Source organism: Blastococcus sp. HT6-30 (assembly GCF_039729015.1).
Classification (GTDB): domain Bacteria; phylum Actinomycetota; class Actinomycetes; order Mycobacteriales; family Geodermatophilaceae; genus Blastococcus.
In genome coordinates this window covers 3,446,563-3,465,100 of the sequence record NZ_CP155792.1, presented here as the reverse complement: position 1 = coordinate 3,465,100, position 18,538 = coordinate 3,446,563, and the positions used below count along the sequence as shown (strand labels likewise).

Genomic DNA, 18,538 nt, shown 5'->3' with positions numbered 1-18,538 from the left:
TCAGGGCCAGGTCGGGCGCTCGAGCGGAGGCCAGTCGATCGTCGTCACGTCGCCGGCCTGCGCGTCGCGGATGTGGTCCGGCGGCTCCTCGAACAGGACGAGCGGATCGGCGAGTACCCGCATGGTCTCCAGGAGGCTGTCGAACATGTGGATGCGGACGACCCTGGCGGTGTTCTCCGGGTCGTCGTTGAAGTGCTGGTGCCAGAGGAAGTGGTCGACGACGATCAGGTCGCCCTTCTTCCACTCGTGGTTCTGCCCGCCCTCGGGCTCGGTGCCCAGGTAGGAGTGCCCCCGGCCCTCGAGCACGTACAGCCAGGCCTCACCGGGGTGCCGGTGCATCGACTGACGCCGGCCGGGGCCGATCTCGAACATCGCCATGGTGATGCCGGATGCCTGGTAGCCGATGGCCTTGTCCAGGAGGAAGGTCGTCCGGGTGCCGCGGGGGCTGTTGTGGAGCTCCAGGGAGTCCCAGTCGGTGTGCAGCCGGCCGCTGCGCCGCTCGTTCTGCTGGCGGGCCACCCGACGGAGCCGGCGGGCGTAGGGATCGTCCCCGTCGATGCCCTCGGCCACCGGCGGTCGGGGCGGCAGCGAGGCGAACTCGGCGTGCCCGGCGTCCTCGATCACCGACAGGCCCATCGTCTCCAGCATCGGTTCGCTGGAGAACGTCAGGTACCGCAGCGGAGTCGCCTCGCCGGCTGCCGCGTCCACACCCGTCCGGTGCCAGGCCCAGGACGGCAGGTGCACCGCGTCACCGGGCGCCACCTCGATGTGCTCGCCGTCGATCTCGAACCAGCCCCGGCCGCCCACGACGAGGACCATCGCGTCCCACGAGTGCCGGTGGACGGTGGTCGTGACGCCGGGGTCGATCTCGTGCACCAGCGCGTCCATCGTCCGGGTCTGCCGGTCGCCGTCGGCGCCGACGTAGACCCCGACCCGCGATCCGCGGGGGGTGTCGACCAGGGGGGCGTCCTCGACGGCGACGACGGTGCGCCAGTTGGCCCGCCACTCCTCCGCGAACTTCTTCCGGCGGCTCTTCTGCACGTAGTAGTGGCTCACCGACGTCGTCGTCTTCGTACTCATTCGGGCACCGACCTCAGCTGGAGTAAAGGACAGACCATTAGTCCCGCGATCGTGTCAGTGACGAGGGTAGGTGTGCAAGACCACAGCGTGATCAAGAGCACGCATCCCTGCGGGGCAGCTCACATGCCGAACCGTCGAACCCGCAGGTCAGAGGCGCTTACAGTCGGGTTCGAGCGGCCCCCCGGGTCAACGGAGACGTCGGGAGCCGGACCGCACACGCCGTGCGGCCGAGCCCACTCCGGACCTATCGAGGAGACCTGTCATGACCTCTGGAATGTTCATCAGCGAGGGTGTCAGCACCGACCTGATCAGTAGCGGCGAGCCGCGCCTGCGCCGGCACCGCGAGGCCGACGGCTCCTGGTTCACGCGGGCCGCGGAGTTCGTCCGCCGGGTGAGCCCGGCGTCGGTCCGGGTGCCTGTCCTCTCTCGCTGACCCGCGCGCGGGGCTGCGCGCTCAGAGCAGCGACTCGCCCCGTTCCAGCGCTTCGATCATCGCCACGCGCCGGGCGTGCACGTCGCCCTTGAACGGCGTCGTCAACCAGGTGTGCAGCACCAGCGCGGCGGTATCCGGGGCGATGACCTTCGCCCCCAGGACCAGGACGTTGGCGTCGTTGTTGCCCCGCGAGATCTCCGCGTGCCACACGTCCGGGCACACGCCTGCACGGATGCCGGGGAGCTTGTTGCAGGCGATGACCTCCCCCTGGCCGCTGCCGCCGACGACGATCGCCCGATCTGCCCGGCCGTCCGTCACGCGCCGGCAGACGTCCTCGCACAGCGGCGGGTAGTCGACGAGCTCGTCGGACGAGGCCGGCCCGCGGTCGTCGACCTCGTGGCCCTCGGCCAGGAGCGCCTCGACGAGCCGGGCCTTGAGCGCGACGCCGTTGTGGTCGGCGGTGATGGCGATCCGCACGTCGCTGCCTCAGCCGGTGACGTCTCGGGTACCCGGGGCGAAGACGTCCTCGAGGCGCGGTGCGCGGTCCAGGATCTTCTGGTCCACCGCGGTGCGCAGGAGGCCCTCGAGCACCGATCGGTTGGGCTCGATCCCGTACGGCAGGGGGTCGTCCCAGCCGGTCAGCTCCATGACGGTGCGGTGCATGCGGTCGGCCGACGTCTCCTGCGGCAGGGCGCCGCTGCGCAGTTGCTCGACGTACCGCCGCTTGGACTCGGTGAACGCGTCGAACACCCGGCGTCCGAGGTCGGGGTGCTGTTCGAGCAGTTCGTCCCGGACGACCACCAGGTGGTTGATCGGCCACAGGCCCCGCTGCAGCGCCGCGTGTGCCGCCTCCTCCGGGAGCAGCGGCCGGGCGTCGGGGGAGTCGATCGTCACGCCGACCACGGCGGCCAGGTCCCCGCTGGCGAGCATCTCGTCGAGGGTGCGTCCCGGGGAGATCGGGACGACGTTCGCCGGCGGCCGGTAGGCCTGGACGTGCTCGTCGCCGGAGAGCACCCAGGTGATGGAGTCGAGGTCCACCCCGTGCTCCTGGGCCAGCACCGACCGCGCCCACACCCCGGTGGTCACCGTGTAGCCACGGTTGACCCCGACCTTCTTGCCCTCGAGGTCCTTCGGGTGGGTGATGCCGTGCCGGGTGTCGACCGTGATCGCGTTGTGGTGGAACCCGCGGACGAGGAACGCCGGCACCGCCGTGAACCGCACGCCGTGGGCCTTGGCCACCAGGTAGGTGGTGAGGGCCATCTCGCAGACGTCGAACTCGAGGTTCCGCACCATCCGGCGGAAGCCCTGGACCAGGACGGGGACTTCTTCGAAGTCGAACGTCGCGCCCTCGGGGGTGACGGTTCCGTCCAGGAGCGCCCGGTTGTTCCCCTGGGCGCGTGTGACGGTGCGCAGGTGCAGGTCGGCCATGCCGGCGGACGCTAGCACGGTGGTGGTCAGACCAATAGACCGTCGATTAGAGTGCTCCACGACACAAGGCGCGGGAGGAGCAGCAATGGCGGAACAGGTGCTTGCGGCGGTCCGGACCGCACCGGGGACGACGGAACTCAGGGAGTTCCCGATGCCCGAGATCGCGGATGACGCGGCGTTGCTCAAGATCGAGGTGGCCGGCATCTGCGGCACCGATGTGAAGCTCTATCGCAAGCCCACGATCGACGAGCCGGTCATCATGGGCCACGAGAATGTCGGCATCGTCGCCAAGGCGGGTGCCAAGTGGTCGAAGATCCACGGGCTCGCCGAGGGCGACCGGATCTTCGTCGAGCACTACGTGGGCTGCATGCACTGCCAGTGGTGCCGGGCCGGTGAGTACCGGCACTGCGAACTCACCGACTGGCGCACCAACCCGGACGCCCGGCGGTACGGCTACACCTCCTCGGACAACCCGGGCCGGTTGTGGGGCGGGTTCTCGCAGTACATGTACCTGCCGTGGAACGCCGTGACCCACAAGGTGCCCGACGGCGTCTCCGCCGAGCTCGCCGGGCTGGTCACGCCGCTGTCCAACGGCATCGAGTGGGCGCTCAACGCGGGCAAGGTCGGCTACGCGACGACCGTGCTGATCCAGGGTCCCGGCCAGCAGGGACTCTCCCAGGTCGTCGCGTCCAAGCAGGCCGGCGCCTCGCTGATCGTCGTCACCGGCACCACCCGTGACGCGACCCGGCTGCAGCTGGCCAAGGACCTCGGTGCGGACGCGGTCATCGACATCCAGAAGGAGGACCCGCTGGAGCGGGTTCTGGAGCTCACCGGCGGCGTGGGCGTCGACGTCGTCCTGGACTGCACCTCCGGGGCCGGGACCGCGCCGGTGCTGCTGGGCATCGACGCGCTCAAGCGACGCGAGGGGATCATGGTGACCCAGGGCGAGGAGGCCGCGTTCCCCGACTTCCCGCTGAAGAAGATGACCGAGAAGTGCATCACCCTCGGCAGCGCCCGGGGGCACAGCTACCGCTCGGTGGAGCTGGCCCTGGACCAGCTGGCGTCGGGCCGCTTCCCGCTGGAGCGGCTGGCCACGCACAGCTTCGGCCTGGCGGACGTCGACCACGCCATCCGGGCGCTCGCCGGCGAGACCGGTGAGGACGCCATGCACATCTCGCTCAAGCCCTGGGGCGACGCCTGATGAGCGAGCGTGCGAGCGCATCCCGGGACACAGCCGCGGTCCGCGGCGCCGTCGTCGTCACGGGCATCTCCCGGGCGGACCGTGCGACCGTCGACGGGCTCGCGGAGTGCGGCGTCGCGACCGTCCACGAGGCGCAGGGGCGCACCCACCTGCTCGACCCGGCGCTGCGGCCGGTGTACCCCGGGGCCCGGGTCGCCGGCACCGCGGTCACGGTGAGCCTGCCGCCGGGCGACAACTGGATGGTGCACGTGGCGGTGGAGCAGTGCACCGAGGGCGACGTCCTCGTCATCGCGCCCACGACGCCGTCGCAGGCCGCCTACATCGGTGACCTGCTCGCCACCGCCCTGGCGACCCGCGGTGTCCGCGGCGTGGTGGTGGACGCAGGTGTCCGTGACGTCGCGGAGCTGACCGACATGGCGTTCCCGGCGTGGTCCCGGCACGTGTCGGCGTTCGGCTGCATCAAGGAGACGCTCGGCAGCGTCAACGTCGGCGTCGTGTGCGCCGGCCAGTGGATCGAGCCCGGTGACGTGGTCGTCGCCGACGACGACGGTGTGGTCGTGGTCCCGCGGGGCCGCGCACCCGAGGTGCTGGCGGCGGCTCGTGCGCGTGAGCAGCGCGAGGCCGGCATCCGGTCCCGCTACCGCGACGGCCAGCTGGGACTGGACATGAACAACATGCGCGAGCCCCTGGCCGCCAAGGGGTTGCGCTACGTCGAGCAGGAGCCCCCGCGTTGATCATCGACTGCCACGGTCACTACACCACCGAGCCGGAGCAGCTGAAGCTGTTCCGCCGCGCGCAGAAGGCCGCGCTCGACAGCGGCGGCGCGGCGCCGCAGCTCGGCAGCATCAGCGACGATGAGGTGCGCGAGAGCGTCGAGAACAACCAGCTGAGGGTTCTCCGCGAACGCGGTGGCGACATGATGATCTTCTCCCCGCGGGCATCGGGGATGGAGCACCACGTGCCCGACCCGAGCACCGCCGTCGCCTGGGCCCGCGCCAGCAACGACCTGGTCGCCCGGGTCGCCGACCTCTTCCCGCAGCACTTCGCGGCGGTCTGCCAGCTCCCGCAGACGCCCGGCGGAGCCCTGGACGACGTGGTCGCCGAGCTGCGGCGCTGCGTCGAGGAGCGCGGTTTCGTCGGGGCCAACCTCAACCCGGACCCCTCGGGCGGCAACTGGACCTCCCCTCCGCTCACCGATCCGTACTGGTATCCGGTGTACGAGGCGCTGGTCGAGCTGGACGTGCCCGCGATGGTGCACGTCTCCAGCTCCTGCAACCCCAACTTCCACGCGCTCGGCGCCCACTACCTCAACGCGGACACCTCCGCGTTCATGCAGTTCCTCGAGGGTGACCTGTTCGAGCGCTTCCCCACGCTGCGGCTGGTGATCCCGCACGGTGGGGGTGCGGTGCCCTACCACTGGGGTCGGTACCGGGGGCTGTCCATGCGCATGGGCTGGAAGGACCCGTCGGAGCTGCTGCGCAACGTCTTCTTCGACACCTGCGTCTACCACCAGCCGGGGATCGACCTGCTGACCCGGGTCATCCCGACCGAGAACATCCTCTTCGCCTCCGAGATGCTCGGCGCGGTGCGTGGCGGGGATCCGGAGACTGGCATTGCCTGGGACGACACCAAGCGGTACCTGGACGCGGCCGGCCTGGGGGAGGCCCAGCTGCAGGCGGTCTTCGAGGACAACGCCCGCCGGGTCTACCCCCGGCTCGACGCCCGTCTGAGAGGGAAGTGACCCCGTGTCCCGACTGCACCTGACGTTCGCCTGCGGCGACTACGACCGCACCCGCGCCCTCGAGGAGGGCACCGTCCGCCCCGACGGCATCGACCTGACCTACCTGCGGCTGCCGGTCGAGGAGACCTTCTTCCGGATGATGCGGTACCGGGAGTTCGAGGTCGCCGAGATGTCGATGTCCTCCTACGTGAAGTCCCTGGACCTCGACGACCCCCCGTTCGTCGCGCTGCCGGTCTACACCTCGCGGCAGTTCCGGCACACCGGCATCTTCGTGAACGCGGAGTCGGGCATCGAGAAGCCCGAGGACCTGCGGGGCAAGGTCGTGGGCACGCCGGAGTGGCAGCTGACGGCGAACGTCTGGATCCGCGGCTTCCTCGCCGACCAGTACGGGGTGCCGGTCGACTCGGTCGAGTACCGGACCGGCGGCCAGGAGACGCCGGGCCGGATCGAGAAGGCCGCGGTGGATCTCGGCGAGCGCATCCGCATCTCGCCGATCGGTCCCGGCCAGACGCTGGCCGGGATGCTGGCCGACGGCGAGATCGATGCCTTCCAGGGCCCGCGGGTGCCGTCGTCGTTCGTGCCCGGTGGCAACGTGCGCCGGCTGTTCGCCGACCCGGTGGCCGCCGAGAAGCAGTACTTCGCCGAGACCGGAATCTTCCCGATCATGCACGTCGTGGTCGTCCGGCGGGACGTCTACGAGAAGCACCCGTGGGTGGCCCAGACGCTCACCAAGGCCCTGTACCTGGCCAAGCAGAAGGCGGCGGCCGAGCTGTACGACGCCTCGGCGCTGCGCTTCATGCTGCCCTGGCTCATCCCCGGCCTCGAGGAGGCGCGGGCCCTGATGGGCGACGACTACTGGTCCTACGGGCTGCAGGCCAACGAGCACGTGCTCAGCACGTTCCTGGGCTACCACCACGAGCAGGGGCTGTCCCGGCGGCGGTACGAGCCGGCGGAGCTGTTCGCGCCGGAGGCCACCGAGACGTTCGTCATCTGATGGCCGCCGTCGAGGAAATCCGCACCGTCGGCGTCGTCGGCTGGGGCCGCATGGGCGCCGAGATGGGCCGTTGGCTGGTCGAGCGCGGCTGGCCGGTGCTCGCCACCGATCCGGCGCCGGGCGCCGAGGAGCGGGTCCAGGCCGCGGGTGCGCAGTTCCGCGGGTCGGCCGGCGACGTCGCCCGGGAGGCCGATCTGGTGCTGCTGGTCGTCGTGGACGACGCGCAGGTCGAGGAGGCGATCGTCGGCGGGGGCGGTGTCCGCGACGTGGCCCGGCCGGGCACCGTGGTGGCGATCTGCGCGTCCGTGCGACCCGACACCTGTGTCCGGATGGCCGAGGCCGCGGCCGACCGGGAGATCGCGGTCGTCGACGTCGCGCTGGTCGGTGGTGAGCGGGCGGCCGAGCAGGCCGGCCTGACGTTGATGTGCGGCGGTGACGCCGCGGTCCTGGACCGCTGCGCACAGGCCTTCGCGGCCTTCGCCACCGACGTCTGCCACATCGGGGGGCCCGGCACCGGGCAGGTGGCGAAGAGCGCCAACAACGTGCTCATGTGGACGGCCCTGCGTGCCGACGTCGAGGTCCTGCGGCTGGCCCGCTCCCTCGGCGTCGCGCCGGGGCGGCTGCGCAGCATCCTGGGGGCCGGTACCGGGGGCAACCAGGTGCTCGCCGACTGGGGGCTGCACCGGCTGCGCTGGCCGGCGAAGGACCTGGAGGTCGCGCTGGCCATGGCCGAGGAGGCCGGCGTGGACGTGCCGCTGGTGCGGGCGCTCCAGCCGCTGGTGACGGAGCTGACCCGCGAGGACCTGGCGGACCTGCGCTGACGCCCGCATCCTCCGCGGCGGGGCCCAGGCGCGGCCGCCGCGGAGGGCGGGGGTCAGGCGGCCGCGGCGAGCAGGCTCTTGAGCGGGGTGTCGGTGTCGGCGACCAGGTCGGCCGGCAGCGGCTTCCCCTGGGTCAGTGCCTTGCGCACCGCCAGGTAGTCGGCGGGGGCGTTGACCGCGTCGACGGCCAGCAGTTCGCCGCCGCGGTAGTAGAGGACCGAGAAGCTCTCGGTGTCCGGATCCCCCCGGACCACGTGCTGGTCGAACCCGGTGGAGAGCCCGGCGATCTGCAGTTTCAGGTCGCCCTGGTTCGACCAGAACCACGGAACGCTGCGGGTGTGCGCCTCCCGGCCGAGCAGGGTGGCGGCGGCCAGCGTGGCCTGCGCGACCGCGCTGGGCACCGACTCCAGCCGGACCCGGCCCTCGCCGGTCATCGGGTGCGGCAGGACGGTGCAGTCCCCGGCGGCGACCACGGACGGCGCGCTGGTGCGAGCGTGCGCGTCCACGACGATGCCGCCGTCGCACTCGAGGCCGAGCTGCTCGGCCAGCTCCGTTCGCGGGATCACACCGATGCCGACCATCACCAGATCGGCGGGCAGGCTGCGGCCGTCGGCGAGCAGCACGCCGTCGACCCGGCCGCTGGTTCCCTGGAAGCCGACGACGCCGGTCGAGAGGAGGACCGTGCTGCCCCGGCGTTCGTGGGCGCGCCGGTAGAACTCCGAGACGACGGGTGCCACGGCCCGGCCGACCAGCCGGTCGGCCGCCTCGACGATGGTGACCTGCTTGTCCATGGCCTGCGCCGCGGCCGCGGCCTCGAGGCCGACGAACCCGCCACCGACGACGACGACGCGGGAGGCCCCGGCCAACTGGTCGCGCAGGGCGACCGCGTCGTCGAGGTCCCGGAGGTACAGGATCCCGCGGAGGTCGGCGCCGGGCACGTCCAGACGCCGGGGGCGGGCGCCGACGGTGAGCGCCAGCCGGGCGAAGGGCAGCTCCCGGCCGCTGGACGTGCGGGCCAGGCCCGGCCGGTCCCCGGAGGGGAGGGCGATCTCCTCGACCCGCTCGCCGCACAGCAGCTCGATGTCGTGGTCGGGGTAGAACGAGGGACTGCGGAACGCCAGCGTCTCCTGCGTCGCCGTCCCGGCCAGGAACTCCTTGGACAGCGGGGGCCGCTGGTACGGCGGGTGTGCCTCCGCGCCGACGAGCGTGATGGGTGCGGTGTCGCCGAGCTGCCGCAGGGAGGTGACGAGGTGGGCCCCCGCCTGGCTCGCACCGACGACGAGTGTGCCGGCCTCGTGCTCGGAGCGCGGCATGATGGCCTCCCATGATCGCCAATAAAAATGGTATTACCATTCTGCCATACTGGGCCGAGGAGGGCGAGACATGACCGACGACCTGCGCCGACTGGTCTCCCTGGGGTGCCGGGTCCTCGGTGCTGCGGATCAGGGTGACCTCATCTGGGGGCACCTCTCCGCCCGGGACCCCGAGGGGCGCGGCATCTGGATGAAGGCCTCGGGGCTGGGCTTCGAGGAGGTGGGTCCCGAGAACGTCATCCTGGTGTCCTGGGATGGCGAGGTGCTCGCTGGCGCCGGTCGCCGGCACGCCGAGTACCCCATCCACACCGAGGTGATGCGGGCACGCTCCGACGTCGGCAGCGTGATCCACACGCACTCGCCGGCGGCGGTCGCGCTGGGTGCCCTCGGGGTCCCGCTGCGGCCGATCTCGCACGAGGCCAACCTGTTCGTCCCGCCGGACATCGCCCGCTTCACCGGGACCGGCGACCTCGTGCTGACCGCCGAGCTCGGCCGCGCGGTCGCCGCCGCCCTGGGCGACCGCAACGCCTGCCTGCTGGTCAACCACGGCATCGTCGTCGCCGCGCCGGACGTGCAGACGGCGACGGTGACCGCCTACCTGCTCGACCGCGCCTGCCGGATGCAGTTGACCGCCATGGCCGCCGGCGGATGGGCGACCTGGTCCTCGCCCCAGGAGTCCCTCGCCAAGCGGGAGCACTGCTACCCCGATCCGCTGCTGCAGGGGGCGTGGGACTACCTGGTCCGGCGGCTCGAGCAGAGCTGAGCGGAGGGGGCTACGAGGCCCTGCCCAGGCGGCGCAGGGCGAGAGCGGGGAGGAGCATGCCGGCGCCCACGACCGCCATGGCCGGCGTCAGCGGCACGGCGACCACCAGGCCGGCGACGGCCAGTGGCGCCGCGAAGAGGGCGGCCGCCCGGAAGGTGCCGCTCGCCGCGATGGCCTCGCCGCGCTCCTCCGGATGCACGGCCTCCGCGGCGATGGCGGGCCCCAGCACCTGCACGGCCCCGGCCGCGATGCCACTGACCACGAGCACCGTGGCGGAGAGGGCCACGCTCCAGGCCACGACGCCGGTCAGCCCCGTCGCGACGCCGGTCAGGGCGATGCCTGCGCCCAGCATCGGCATCGTCCACCGGCCACGCACCCGGGCGGCGACGGCGGTGCCGACGAGCGAGGCGCCGTTCGCGGCGGCGACGAGCGCCCCGATCGTGGTGGCCGACTGGCGCGCCTGGTCCAGCGCCACCGGCACGTAGGAGGTCAGCAGGGCGCGCCAGGCGCCCGCGGTCATCCCCGCCCAGCACGCGACGTCGACGCCCGGTCGGCGCCAGACCCGGCCCGGGGGGCGGTCGGCGGGGGGCACGAAGGGTGGCAGTCGGTCGAGCAGGGCGTTGGGGACCAGTCCGAACAGGGCCACGACGGCGGCGACGACGAGGGCGACCGCCGGGCTGTCCTCGGACAGCACCCCGGCGATGAGCGGCCCGGTCAGCAGTCCGACGGAGGCGGCCAGGTTGACCTGGGCGAGGGCCCCGGCCGCGCGGCCCGCCCCTCGGACGACGTGCGTCTGGCTGCCGGTCCAGAAGAGGGCGCGCGAGGCGCCCTGCAGCAGCTGGGCCGCCACGAAGGGGATCAGTGCTGCGGAGACGGCCACCACGGCGCAGCTGACGGCGAGCAGCACTCCGGCGACGGCGATCAGGATCCAGTCCGGCCAGCGGCGCATGGCCCAACCGAGGCCCAGCCGCACCAGCATCTGGGACAGGGCCGAGGCTGCCGTCAGCGCGCCGATCTCGAAGGCTGAGTACCCGGCTTCGATGGCCAGCAGGGGCAGCGCGACGCTGGCGATGCTCAGCGACACCGAGTAGATGCCGGCACCTGTCGCCGACGCGAGGGAGTCCAGCCGATGTGCCACGCCCACCCCCGCTCGTCGTCCGGCACGCTAGCACCCATGGTCTAATGGTCTGATAGCTGGCCGATGCGACGGGCTAGAGGGCCTTGCCGCACGATCGCCGTCTGCCCGGCCCGTTCGGCGGTCAACGCGGGGTCGGTGTCGAGGATGCCGAGCACAACTTCGCGTTTCGTCGGCCCCGACGCCCATAGCGCAGCCAGCGGGTCTCGCTGGGGGGATCGGCCAGAGCCTGCAGAACCGCCCGCGTGATCAGCTCAGCGTCGCTGATCTTGGGGCGATTCCGACCTTCGACCGGGGCGGTGCCTGTCACCCGATCACGCCACGTCGGGCCGCCCGACAGGCGTTCCCGCGGGAACGCAGTCAAGGCGCACGGCCCTTGGAATAGGTCATCTCGGCGGCGAACATCCCGGGTGCGAGCTGCCGCGTGGCCGGAGCCGGGAGCGTGCCCCCTGGTGGGACAACTAGTGTTCGGTGTCAAATGGTCATACCACGGAGCCACCAAGGAGGCGCTGCATGGAGCAGGAACGAACGAAGTCCCAGAGCCGCGAGCAGACGGCACAGAACGTGCACGTGTACGACGACCACTACAAGAAGGCCCGCATCTACGTACGGGAGCTGGCCAGCAACCGGTACACCCTGACCGAGGAGCGGCGCGAGCGCGTCACGACCGTTCCCCGGGTGTGGACTCCCACCCTGGGGGAGGGGCTGAGCCTCAAGGAGAACTGGAACATCATCGATCCCGGTGATGAGCAGTTCCGCACGCAGAGCCTGCACCTGCACTTCGTCGTGATCCAGCCCAACGGGCGCAACGACGGGCACGGACACCAGAACGAAGCGTTGTTCTATGTGCTCGAGGGCAACGGCTACGAGACGCACGACGGCAAGGACTACCCGTGGAGCGCCGGGGACGCCGTCGCGGTGCACAACGACTGCGTGCACTGGCACAACAACCCGGACCCCGAGAAGCGCGCGGTCTGCCTGGTCATGAAGCCCAAGCCGCTGTCGCTGTTCCTCGGCCTCACCTTCCAGGGGAAGATCGGCACCAAGCCGGCCGACGAGGACCAGTGGGAGCCGCGCACCGAGTGGCTGACCGCCCGTCCCGAGGGTGACGAGCTCGTCCCCAAGGTGCTCACCCCTGCCGACACCGAGTGGCAGTGGACCGAGTTCGGCCGCATCCGCCAGATCGCCGGCAAGGGCGCCCCCCTCCGGATCAAGGGCACCGACGCCTACCTGCACGAGATCCCGGCCGGCAGCCGTTCGGGCAAGCGGTGGCAGATGGCCGATGAGGCGGTGCACGTCCTCGACGGCGAGGGTTACGACCTGCACTGGGACGTCGAGGCCGAGATTGCCGACCAGTTCTACGCGCGCGTGGCGAAGAAGCCGACGCGGTGGGACTGGAAGAAGGGCGACATGATCTGGGTGCCGCACAACACGATCGTCCAGCGCTTCAGCACCGGCACGGGCTCGGCGAAGCTCATCGGGGCGTCGAACAGCATCTACGCCCAACTGGGCTACTCCCGCATCGTCCACTTCGAGAACGCGCCGGAGTTCGACGACGCGTCGTTGCGGGCCGCTGCGGGCGAAGGGTTCACCGCGCCGCCGGTGGCTTGAGCCGACACGACCGCGACCGCGCCCGGGATCGCCCCGGCGCGGTCGCGGTCGCGCTCTCCGGTCAGCCGGTGGGTGCCGTCTCGGCCAGCACCGCGTCGAACGTCGCCAGGTCCAGCCGCGGGTCGGGCTCGGCGTGGTCCAGGTCGAGGGCCGCCAGCTTCGCGTTCTGCACGAGGAACGCGAGGTCGGCGCCGGTCATCCCCGCGGTCCGCGGGACCAGGTGCTGCACCACCCGGTCCAGGGTCAGGTCGCCGTCGAGCGCCGCGCCGGCGAGGTGGATCCGGAGGATCTCACCGCGACCGGCGTCCTCCGGCGGGCCGACCTCAAGGTGCACGCCGAACCTGCCCGGGCGCAGCGCCGCAGGGTCGACCATGGTCATCCGGTTGGTGGCGCCGATGACGAGCACCTGGCTGCGCTGCTCCATCCCGTCGAGCTCGGCCAGGAGCTGGTTGACCACCCGTTGCGGCGCCCGCGTGCCCTCGTGCTCGAGGTCGCTGCGCTTGGGGACGACCGCGTCCAGCTGGTCGAAGAACACGATGCACGGCGCCGCACGCCGGGCGACGTCGAACACGCGACGCACGCTCTCCTCGGACTCGCCCAGCCACTGGGAGAACAGCTCCGGGCCGTTGATCGGCAGGAAGTTCACGCCGGCCTCCCGGGCGATCGCCTGGGCAAGCAGCGTCTTGCCGGTGCCGGGTGGCCCGTAGAGCAGGACGCCGAGATTGCTCGACAGCCCGATCCGCTCGAACACCTCTGGGTGCCGCAGGGGCTTCTCGACGAGGTCGCGCAGCCGGCCCTTCACGTGCTCGAGGCCGCCGATGTCCGCCCACGTCACCCGGGGGTAGGTGATTAGCGACTCACGCATCGCGGCCGGCTGCACCACCCGCAGGGCGGCGTCGAAGTCGTCTCGGGTGACGACGAGGTCGGCGGCGTCGGGGTAGGTCGCCATGGAGGGCGACTCGACGAACCGGGTCGATGCGCGGCGCAGCGCGTTGAGCCCTGCCTCCCGGCTGAGCTCCATGATGTCGGCGCCCACGAACCCGTACGCGCGCTCGGCGATCGCCGGCAGCCCGGCCAGCGCATCGTCGGCCAGCGGCATCTCACGGGTCTGCACCCGCAGGATCTGCTCGCGCGCCTCGGTGGCGGGCGTGGGGAAGTAGATCTCCCGGTCGAAGCGCCCCGCCCGGCGCAGCGCCGGGTCGATCGCCTCCACCCGGTTCGTCGTGCCGATGACCAGTACGCCCTCGGCCTGCTTCAGGCCGTCCAGCAGCGCCAGCAGCTGGGTCACCGTGCGCGCCTCGGTGGTGCTCGTGGCCATCCGCCGCGCCGGGGCGATGGCGTCCAGCTCGTCGACGAAGATGATCGACGGCGGGTTCAGGCTGGCCTCGGCGAAGATCTTGCGCAGGTTCGCCTCGGTCTCGCCGGAGAACGTGCCGACGACCTCGGGCCCGTTGATGTAGAAGAGCTCGGCGTTGATCTCGTTGGCCACGCTGCGGGCCAGCAGCGTCTTCCCGGTGCCCGGTGCGCCGTGGAAGATCACGCCTCGCGGCGGGTTGATGCCCAGCTGGCGGTACACTTGGGGGAAGACCAGCGGCAGCTCGACGAACTCGCGGACCTCACGGATCTGCCCCGTCAGCCCACCGACGTCCTCGAACGTCGTGTCCAGCACGGTCTCGGACGACTTGTCGTGGTCGTGCTCGTGGTCACCCGGTCCGTGGTGGTGGTCGTTCTGAACCATCCAGATCGTCGTCTCACCCGTGACGACGCCCTCGGTGCCGTCTCCGTCCGCCGGCGCGACGAAGTGGACCTCGTACGTGACGCCGGCCAGGGCCTCGGGCATGCGGACGTAGAGCAGCATGCCCGGGCGGACGGCGACCTGCTGCTCGGCGAGGACGCGCCGCAGTGCGGGGACCAGCTGGGGGTCGAAGCGCTGGCTCATGTCCAGCCCGGGCACCAGGGCGACCTCCCGTGCCGGCGCCGGCTCCGCCCGCTCCAGTGTCACCTGCTCGTGCGGGTAGGCCTTGAGCGCCTGCCGGGTGAACCGGTCGATGCGCACCGACCCGGCTCCCGGCTCGTCGACCGGGCCTGCCACCCGACACAGCGCGCTGCGCCCGCGCTCCGTGGCGATGCGGACGACATCGCCCTCGGCTGCTCCGACGGCCGCGCGGACGTCCGGGGCCAGAACGGCCGCGCACAGGTGGGCGACCCGGTAGTCGATCGGGCGGGAATCGACGACGGCTGGCGATGGCATGGGACTCCGTTCGACGGGGGGCCTCCGGTGATTGCCCTACGGGCCCACCGGTGGTCAGACCATTCTGCCGAGTGGCCGAATGCTCGGGGTGCCCCCCCTCGTTCCTCTTGTCGCGGCGTTCTCCCGTTGAGGTTGCTCGCGGCGTTGCGACGAGTCTCCGGCGAGGTCGAAGAAGGCGCGTGGGCACCGACGAGGGCGAGCAGGACGGCTGTGGTGGCGCTCGCCTTTCGGCCGCCGACGCCGCTGGGATGCCGATGACGCTAGGTGTACCCGGCCAGGACGTTGGTGACGGCCGCCGGACTTGAACGCAGGAGAACCTCCGAGTGAGGTGTGGCTTGTCTAAGGCCCAGCACCTGCTCGGAGGTTCTCGTGTCCCACGGTAATGCCCGCACTACGTTCCACGACGACCCGGCGCCCGGCTACCCGTTCCCCGCCGACGTTCTCGGGCAAGGCATCGCTGCAGGGCCGGACCGCGCCCCCGGCTGTGCTCCTGTCAGGGCATGTGGTCGGTCTTCGCAAGAAACCCGGTCTCAATCGGCAGGTTTCCCCACTCGTGCACGACCTGGTCGACCGCCAGGTTCACCGTCACCGCCTCCAATGTCGTGTGATGGATTGAGGGAAAGAGCAGTGGTCGGTCTCCCAACCCGATCGCTGGTATATCTAGGGTGCCCGTATGACCCGCCCCCGGCCCGCCGCGGGCGGTGGCCGGCGGCTCGGCGTGGCGCCCGAGCGGCTGGGGCGCTGGCTGGATGGCGTCGCCACCCGGCACGGGGCCTTCACCGAGGTGCAGCCGGCCGACGACGGACTGCGCATCGTCTGCGCCGACACCACCACCGTCGTCCTGCGGGCCCCGTTCGGCTGGGCGCCGGAGGCGCCGCTGCTGGCCGCCTTCACCGCCGCCGCGGGCCGGCCCCGTCGGGCCGCGGTGCTGCTGGTCCGCCGCGGCCGCTGGGTGGTCGGGGTCTTCGACGGGGCCCAGCTGGTGGTGTCGAAGGTGGACGCCCGCCAGGTGCAGGGCCGGACAGCGGCCGGCGGGTGGTCGCAGCAGCGGTTCGCCCGGCGGCGCGCCAACCAGACCGACGCCGTCGTGAGCCATGCGGTCGAGACCGCCGCCCGAGTGCTGCTGCCGCACGCCGACGGGCTGGCGGCGCTCTTCGCCGGCGGCGACCGGGGGCTGGCCGACGACGTGCTGGCCGACCCCCGGCTGCGCCCGCTCGCCGCCCTGCGCCGCGACCCGCCCCTGGAGGTGGGGGAGCCGACCAAGGCCGTCCTGCTGGAGACGCCGAAGCAGTTCCGCGCCGTCGACGTGCACATCGTGGAGCCCCAGGACCGCTGCTGACCGGCGTCAGCCCACGGCGCCGGCGGGCACCGACGCGGACATCGACTGCGGGAACGACGAGGCGGCTCATCGGGCGCCGGAGAGCGAGCCGGATCGGCGGGCCGACGCCGGGCGGCTGGGCCTCGCCGGCACCGGCCGGCGCGCAAGGCCTACGGCGTGATGACCAGGCGGATGGGGTCGCCCTCCTTCTGCGCCAGCCGCTCCACGCCTTCGGCGGCGTCGGCGAGCGGCAGGGTGCCCGAGACGGAGCGGGTCAGATCCAGGCGGTGGTGCCGGATCAGGTCGACCAGCTCCACCACGTGGGCGGGCTCGGAGCCGTAGTGGCCGAGGATCCGTTGACCGAAGTAGCTGAACTGCGTGCCGTTGCGGATCTCCAGCGGCTGGTCGGTGAGGCCGACGAGCACCAGCGCGCCGTCGCGCTCCAGGCAGCGCACCGCCTGCTCGCGGACCGGCGCGACGCCGGCGAAGTCGAAGGCGAACGCGAGCCCGGCGCCGCCGGTCAGCCCGCGGACGCGGGCGGCGATGTCCTCGGCCGGGTCCAGCGCGAGGTCGGCGCCGAAGTCCAGTGCCCGCTGCCGGGCGGCCGGCACCGGGTCGACGGCGATGATCGGGGCGGCCCCGGCCAACCGCAGCAGCTGCACCGCGTGCGCGCCGAGCCCGCCGATGCCCCAGACGCCGACGGGCTGGGCGGCCCGCACCTGCGCCGTCCGCACGATCGAGGCCCACGGCGTGGACACCGCGTCGGGCACGATGCAGGCCTGCTCCAGCGGCAGGTCGTCCGGGATCGGGACGACCGTGTCGGCGGTCGCCCGAGCGTACTGCGCCCAGCCGCCGTCGTAGTCGACCCCGCGGGTGTGCACCCAGCCGCCCTTCTCCTCGCCGGCCTGCAGCAGCACCCGCTGCCCCTCCGTCCAGCCGGTCACGCCCGCGCCCAGCTCGGCGACGGTGCCGGCCACCTCGTGGCCGAGCGTCACCTCGTCACCGGCGAGGAACAGTGGGGAGAGCTTGCCCTCGATGAGGTGCACGTCGGACAGGCAGATGCCCGCCGCCGCCACCTGGATCAGGACCTCGCCCGGGCCCGGCGTCGGCTTGGGCACCTCCTTCACCACGAACTCGCGGGTGCGCACGTTCAGCCGGCCGGCCAGCATCGAGTCAGGCATGCCCCCCATCCAACGCCGCCGACAGGGAGCCGGCACCTGGCGTGACGACCCCTCCGGCCGTGTCTCCCACCGCATCGCCCCCCACCCGGGCCGAGCCCGTCCTCCCGGAGGGCCCGGCGACGCCCGACTCAGAGCTGCTCGGGACCTGGTCCGAGCGCCTGACCACGTGGCCGCGTCCCCGCTGACCGGCCCCGCCAGCGCTCGTCCAGTGACTGGGTGACCAGCCAGCCGAGCAGGACGACCAGGTGCAGGGCGAACAGCCACAGCCCGAGCGCCACCACCCCGCCGACGACGTCGAGCCCGCCGAAGGGGGCGCCGAGGTCCAGCGGCAGGGCCAGGAACAGCACGAAGCCCTGCAGGAAGCCCGACAGGCACGCCGCGGTGAACAGGGCGCCCGCCAGGAGCGCCGGCCAGCGCACGCGGCCGCCGCCGACCACCCGGAAGCCCCAGGCCAGGGGGATGGTGAGCGCCGCCAGGACCGAGTAGTAGCCGACGGCCACCTGCCCGACGGTCGCGAGGAAGCCACCGCGCTCGGCCAGCTCGGCCATCAGCGCCCCGGCCAGCAGCAGCGGGTAGAGCAGGACCGGCGCGAGCAGCAGGAGCGGCAGGGCGCCCAGCCGGCCGCGCCAGCCGGTCAGGCCCTCGTGCCGCGAGCTGAAGCGCAGCAGCGCCCGGCGCAGACCCTCCCCGTACAGCGACATCGGCAGCAGGGCCAGCAGGGCGCCGAGCGGGTCCAGCCCGACGCCCGCGTCGACCAGCCGGGCCACAGCGTCCGGCGCGCCGAGCTCGCCCGGCAGCAGGTCGCCCAGCCGCAGGCCCAGTTCGTGCACCCGTTCCGGCGAGGTGAGCCAGGCGGTCAGCCCGAACGCCAGCACCAGGAGCGGGACGACGGCGATGCCTGCGTAGAAGGTGAGGCCCGCGGCGATGAGCGCGAGGTCGCGCCCCCGCAGCCGGAACTTCACGCCGGGGACGACGTCGCGGACGAGGGACACCAGCCGGCCGGAGCGCTCCGGGGCTGTGCCGTCCTCCGGCATCGCGCGCCCTGGGGGCGCCGCCCGGCTCACCTGCGCCGGGTCAGTCGGAGTCGTCGTTGACGCCGGTCTCCTGGCAGCTGGCGTCGTGCGGGTTGTTCGCCTCGGCCCCGCTCGAGTCGCAGTTGGTCTCACCGCGTTGGAGGTCGGTGTTGTCCCCGCAGGCGACGAGGGAGCCGGCGAGCGCGAGGAGCAGCAGGGGCTTGCGGAGGTCCATCCACTCGTAGTGGTCCGGCG

18 protein-coding genes are annotated in these 18,538 nt (G+C 72.3%); 9 read left to right on the top strand and 9 right to left on the bottom strand.

What is annotated here, in order from left to right:
* Nucleotides 1-1,080, bottom strand: coding sequence for a cupin domain-containing protein (locus tag ABC795_RS16770; protein ID WP_347058353.1), 1,080 nt, complete (start codon nt 1,078-1,080; stop codon nt 1-3).
* Between the two features lie 262 nt (nt 1,081-1,342).
* Between ABC795_RS16770 and ABC795_RS16765 the strand changes: the two genes are divergently transcribed.
* Complete coding sequence (locus ABC795_RS16765) at nt 1,343-1,513, top strand: hypothetical protein (protein WP_347058352.1); 171 nt, start codon at nt 1,343-1,345, stop codon at nt 1,511-1,513.
* A gap of 21 nt (nt 1,514-1,534) precedes the next feature.
* Here ABC795_RS16765 and ABC795_RS16760 read toward each other — a convergent pair whose 3' ends face one another.
* On the bottom strand, nt 1,535-1,990 hold the full coding sequence (locus ABC795_RS16760) for an RpiB/LacA/LacB family sugar-phosphate isomerase (RefSeq protein ID WP_347058350.1): 456 nt from the start codon (nt 1,988-1,990) through the stop codon (nt 1,535-1,537).
* Between the two features lie 9 nt (nt 1,991-1,999).
* Nucleotides 2,000-2,941: an ABC transporter substrate-binding protein gene (locus tag ABC795_RS16755; RefSeq protein ID WP_347058348.1), complete on the bottom strand. Its 942-nt coding sequence runs from the start codon at nt 2,939-2,941 to the stop codon at nt 2,000-2,002.
* A 151-nt stretch (nt 2,942-3,092) separates the two neighbouring features.
* Between ABC795_RS16755 and ABC795_RS16750 the strand changes: the two genes are divergently transcribed.
* The 5 genes from ABC795_RS16750 to ABC795_RS16730 are packed head-to-tail and all read left to right on the top strand — an operon-like array spanning nt 3,093 to nt 7,698.
* On the top strand, nt 3,093-4,142 hold the full coding sequence (locus ABC795_RS16750; protein WP_347058347.1) for an alcohol dehydrogenase catalytic domain-containing protein: 1,050 nt from the start codon (nt 3,093-3,095) through the stop codon (nt 4,140-4,142).
* Entirely contained in the window at nt 4,142-4,876 is a 735-nt protein-coding gene (locus tag ABC795_RS16745; protein ID WP_347058345.1) for a 4-carboxy-4-hydroxy-2-oxoadipate aldolase/oxaloacetate decarboxylase, read from the top strand. Before ABC795_RS16750 ends, ABC795_RS16745 begins: the two co-directional genes overlap by 1 nt.
* A complete protein-coding gene (locus tag ABC795_RS16740) occupies nt 4,873-5,883 on the top strand; it encodes an amidohydrolase family protein (RefSeq protein ID WP_347058343.1) in 1,011 nt (336 codons plus the stop codon). The genes ABC795_RS16745 and ABC795_RS16740 overlap by 4 nt, the downstream gene beginning before the upstream one ends.
* A gap of 4 nt (nt 5,884-5,887) precedes the next feature.
* Nucleotides 5,888-6,877, top strand: coding sequence for an ABC transporter substrate-binding protein (locus tag ABC795_RS16735; RefSeq protein ID WP_347058342.1), 990 nt, complete (start codon nt 5,888-5,890; stop codon nt 6,875-6,877).
* A complete protein-coding gene (locus ABC795_RS16730; RefSeq protein ID WP_347058341.1) occupies nt 6,877-7,698 on the top strand; it encodes an NAD(P)-dependent oxidoreductase in 822 nt (273 codons plus the stop codon). Before ABC795_RS16735 ends, ABC795_RS16730 begins: the two co-directional genes overlap by 1 nt.
* Nucleotides 7,699-7,751: 53 nt before the next feature.
* Here ABC795_RS16730 and ABC795_RS16725 read toward each other — a convergent pair whose 3' ends face one another.
* Complete coding sequence (locus ABC795_RS16725) at nt 7,752-9,011, bottom strand: FAD-dependent oxidoreductase (protein ID WP_347058339.1); 1,260 nt, start codon at nt 9,009-9,011, stop codon at nt 7,752-7,754.
* 70 nt (nt 9,012-9,081) lie between these two features.
* Between ABC795_RS16725 and ABC795_RS16720 the strand changes: the two genes are divergently transcribed.
* A complete protein-coding gene (locus tag ABC795_RS16720; RefSeq protein WP_347058338.1) occupies nt 9,082-9,774 on the top strand; it encodes a class II aldolase/adducin family protein in 693 nt (230 codons plus the stop codon).
* Between the two features lie 10 nt (nt 9,775-9,784).
* Here the strand turns inward: ABC795_RS16720 and ABC795_RS16715 are convergent, their stop codons facing one another.
* Complete coding sequence (locus tag ABC795_RS16715) at nt 9,785-10,912, bottom strand: MFS transporter (RefSeq protein WP_347058337.1); 1,128 nt, start codon at nt 10,910-10,912, stop codon at nt 9,785-9,787.
* Between the two features lie 510 nt (nt 10,913-11,422).
* Here ABC795_RS16715 and ABC795_RS16710 point away from each other — a divergent pair.
* Nucleotides 11,423-12,520 (top strand): cupin domain-containing protein, encoded by a 1,098-nt coding sequence (locus ABC795_RS16710; protein WP_347058335.1) that lies wholly within the window; start codon nt 11,423-11,425, stop codon nt 12,518-12,520.
* Nucleotides 12,521-12,581: 61 nt separating this feature from the next.
* Here ABC795_RS16710 and ABC795_RS16705 read toward each other — a convergent pair whose 3' ends face one another.
* Nucleotides 12,582-14,771: an AAA family ATPase gene (locus ABC795_RS16705; RefSeq protein WP_347058334.1), complete on the bottom strand. Its 2,190-nt coding sequence runs from the start codon at nt 14,769-14,771 to the stop codon at nt 12,582-12,584.
* Nucleotides 14,772-15,444: 673 nt separating this feature from the next.
* On the opposite strand from ABC795_RS16705, the gene ABC795_RS16700 reads away from it, so the two are divergent.
* Nucleotides 15,445-16,110, top strand: coding sequence for an acVLRF1 family peptidyl-tRNA hydrolase (locus tag ABC795_RS16700; RefSeq protein ID WP_347058332.1), 666 nt, complete (start codon nt 15,445-15,447; stop codon nt 16,108-16,110).
* A 149-nt stretch (nt 16,111-16,259) separates the two neighbouring features.
* Here the strand turns inward: ABC795_RS16700 and ABC795_RS16695 are convergent, their stop codons facing one another.
* The 3 genes from ABC795_RS16695 to ABC795_RS16685 all read right to left on the bottom strand — a co-directional run bounded on the left by ABC795_RS16695 (nt 16,260) and on the right by ABC795_RS16685 (nt 18,518).
* A complete protein-coding gene (locus ABC795_RS16695) occupies nt 16,260-17,270 on the bottom strand; it encodes a zinc-binding dehydrogenase (protein WP_347058330.1) in 1,011 nt (336 codons plus the stop codon).
* Between the two features lie 128 nt (nt 17,271-17,398).
* On the bottom strand, nt 17,399-18,304 hold the full coding sequence (locus ABC795_RS16690; protein ID WP_347058329.1) for a YhjD/YihY/BrkB family envelope integrity protein: 906 nt from the start codon (nt 18,302-18,304) through the stop codon (nt 17,399-17,401).
* A 40-nt stretch (nt 18,305-18,344) separates the two neighbouring features.
* Entirely contained in the window at nt 18,345-18,518 is a 174-nt protein-coding gene (locus ABC795_RS16685; protein WP_347058328.1) for a hypothetical protein, read from the bottom strand.
* Nucleotides 18,519-18,538: the final 20 nt, after the last annotated feature.

Excerpts from the sequence above, each read along its gene's own strand:
- ABC795_RS16770 (WP_347058353.1), bottom strand. The coding sequence starts at position 1,080 with ATGAGTACGAAGACGACGACGTCGGTGAGCCACTACTACGTGCAGAAG.
- ABC795_RS16765 (WP_347058352.1), top strand. The coding sequence starts at position 1,343 with ATGACCTCTGGAATGTTCATCAGCGAGGGTGTCAGCACCGACCTGATC.
- ABC795_RS16755 (WP_347058348.1), bottom strand. The coding sequence starts at position 2,941 with ATGGCCGACCTGCACCTGCGCACCGTCACACGCGCCCAGGGGAACAAC.
- ABC795_RS16750 (WP_347058347.1), top strand. The coding sequence starts at position 3,093 with ATGCCCGAGATCGCGGATGACGCGGCGTTGCTCAAGATCGAGGTGGCC.
- ABC795_RS16745 (WP_347058345.1), top strand. The coding sequence starts at position 4,142 with ATGAGCGAGCGTGCGAGCGCATCCCGGGACACAGCCGCGGTCCGCGGC.
- ABC795_RS16730 (WP_347058341.1), top strand. The coding sequence starts at position 6,877 with ATGGCCGCCGTCGAGGAAATCCGCACCGTCGGCGTCGTCGGCTGGGGC.
- ABC795_RS16725 (WP_347058339.1), bottom strand. The coding sequence starts at position 9,011 with ATGCCGCGCTCCGAGCACGAGGCCGGCACACTCGTCGTCGGTGCGAGC.
- ABC795_RS16720 (WP_347058338.1), top strand. The coding sequence starts at position 9,082 with ATGACCGACGACCTGCGCCGACTGGTCTCCCTGGGGTGCCGGGTCCTC.
- ABC795_RS16710 (WP_347058335.1), top strand. The coding sequence starts at position 11,423 with ATGGAGCAGGAACGAACGAAGTCCCAGAGCCGCGAGCAGACGGCACAG.
- ABC795_RS16705 (WP_347058334.1), bottom strand. The coding sequence starts at position 14,771 with ATGCCATCGCCAGCCGTCGTCGATTCCCGCCCGATCGACTACCGGGTC.
- ABC795_RS16700 (WP_347058332.1), top strand. The coding sequence starts at position 15,445 with ATGACCCGCCCCCGGCCCGCCGCGGGCGGTGGCCGGCGGCTCGGCGTG.
- ABC795_RS16695 (WP_347058330.1), bottom strand. The coding sequence starts at position 17,270 with ATGCCTGACTCGATGCTGGCCGGCCGGCTGAACGTGCGCACCCGCGAG.
- ABC795_RS16690 (WP_347058329.1), bottom strand. The coding sequence starts at position 18,304 with ATGCCGGAGGACGGCACAGCCCCGGAGCGCTCCGGCCGGCTGGTGTCC.
- ABC795_RS16685 (WP_347058328.1), bottom strand. The coding sequence starts at position 18,518 with ATGGACCTCCGCAAGCCCCTGCTGCTCCTCGCGCTCGCCGGCTCCCTC.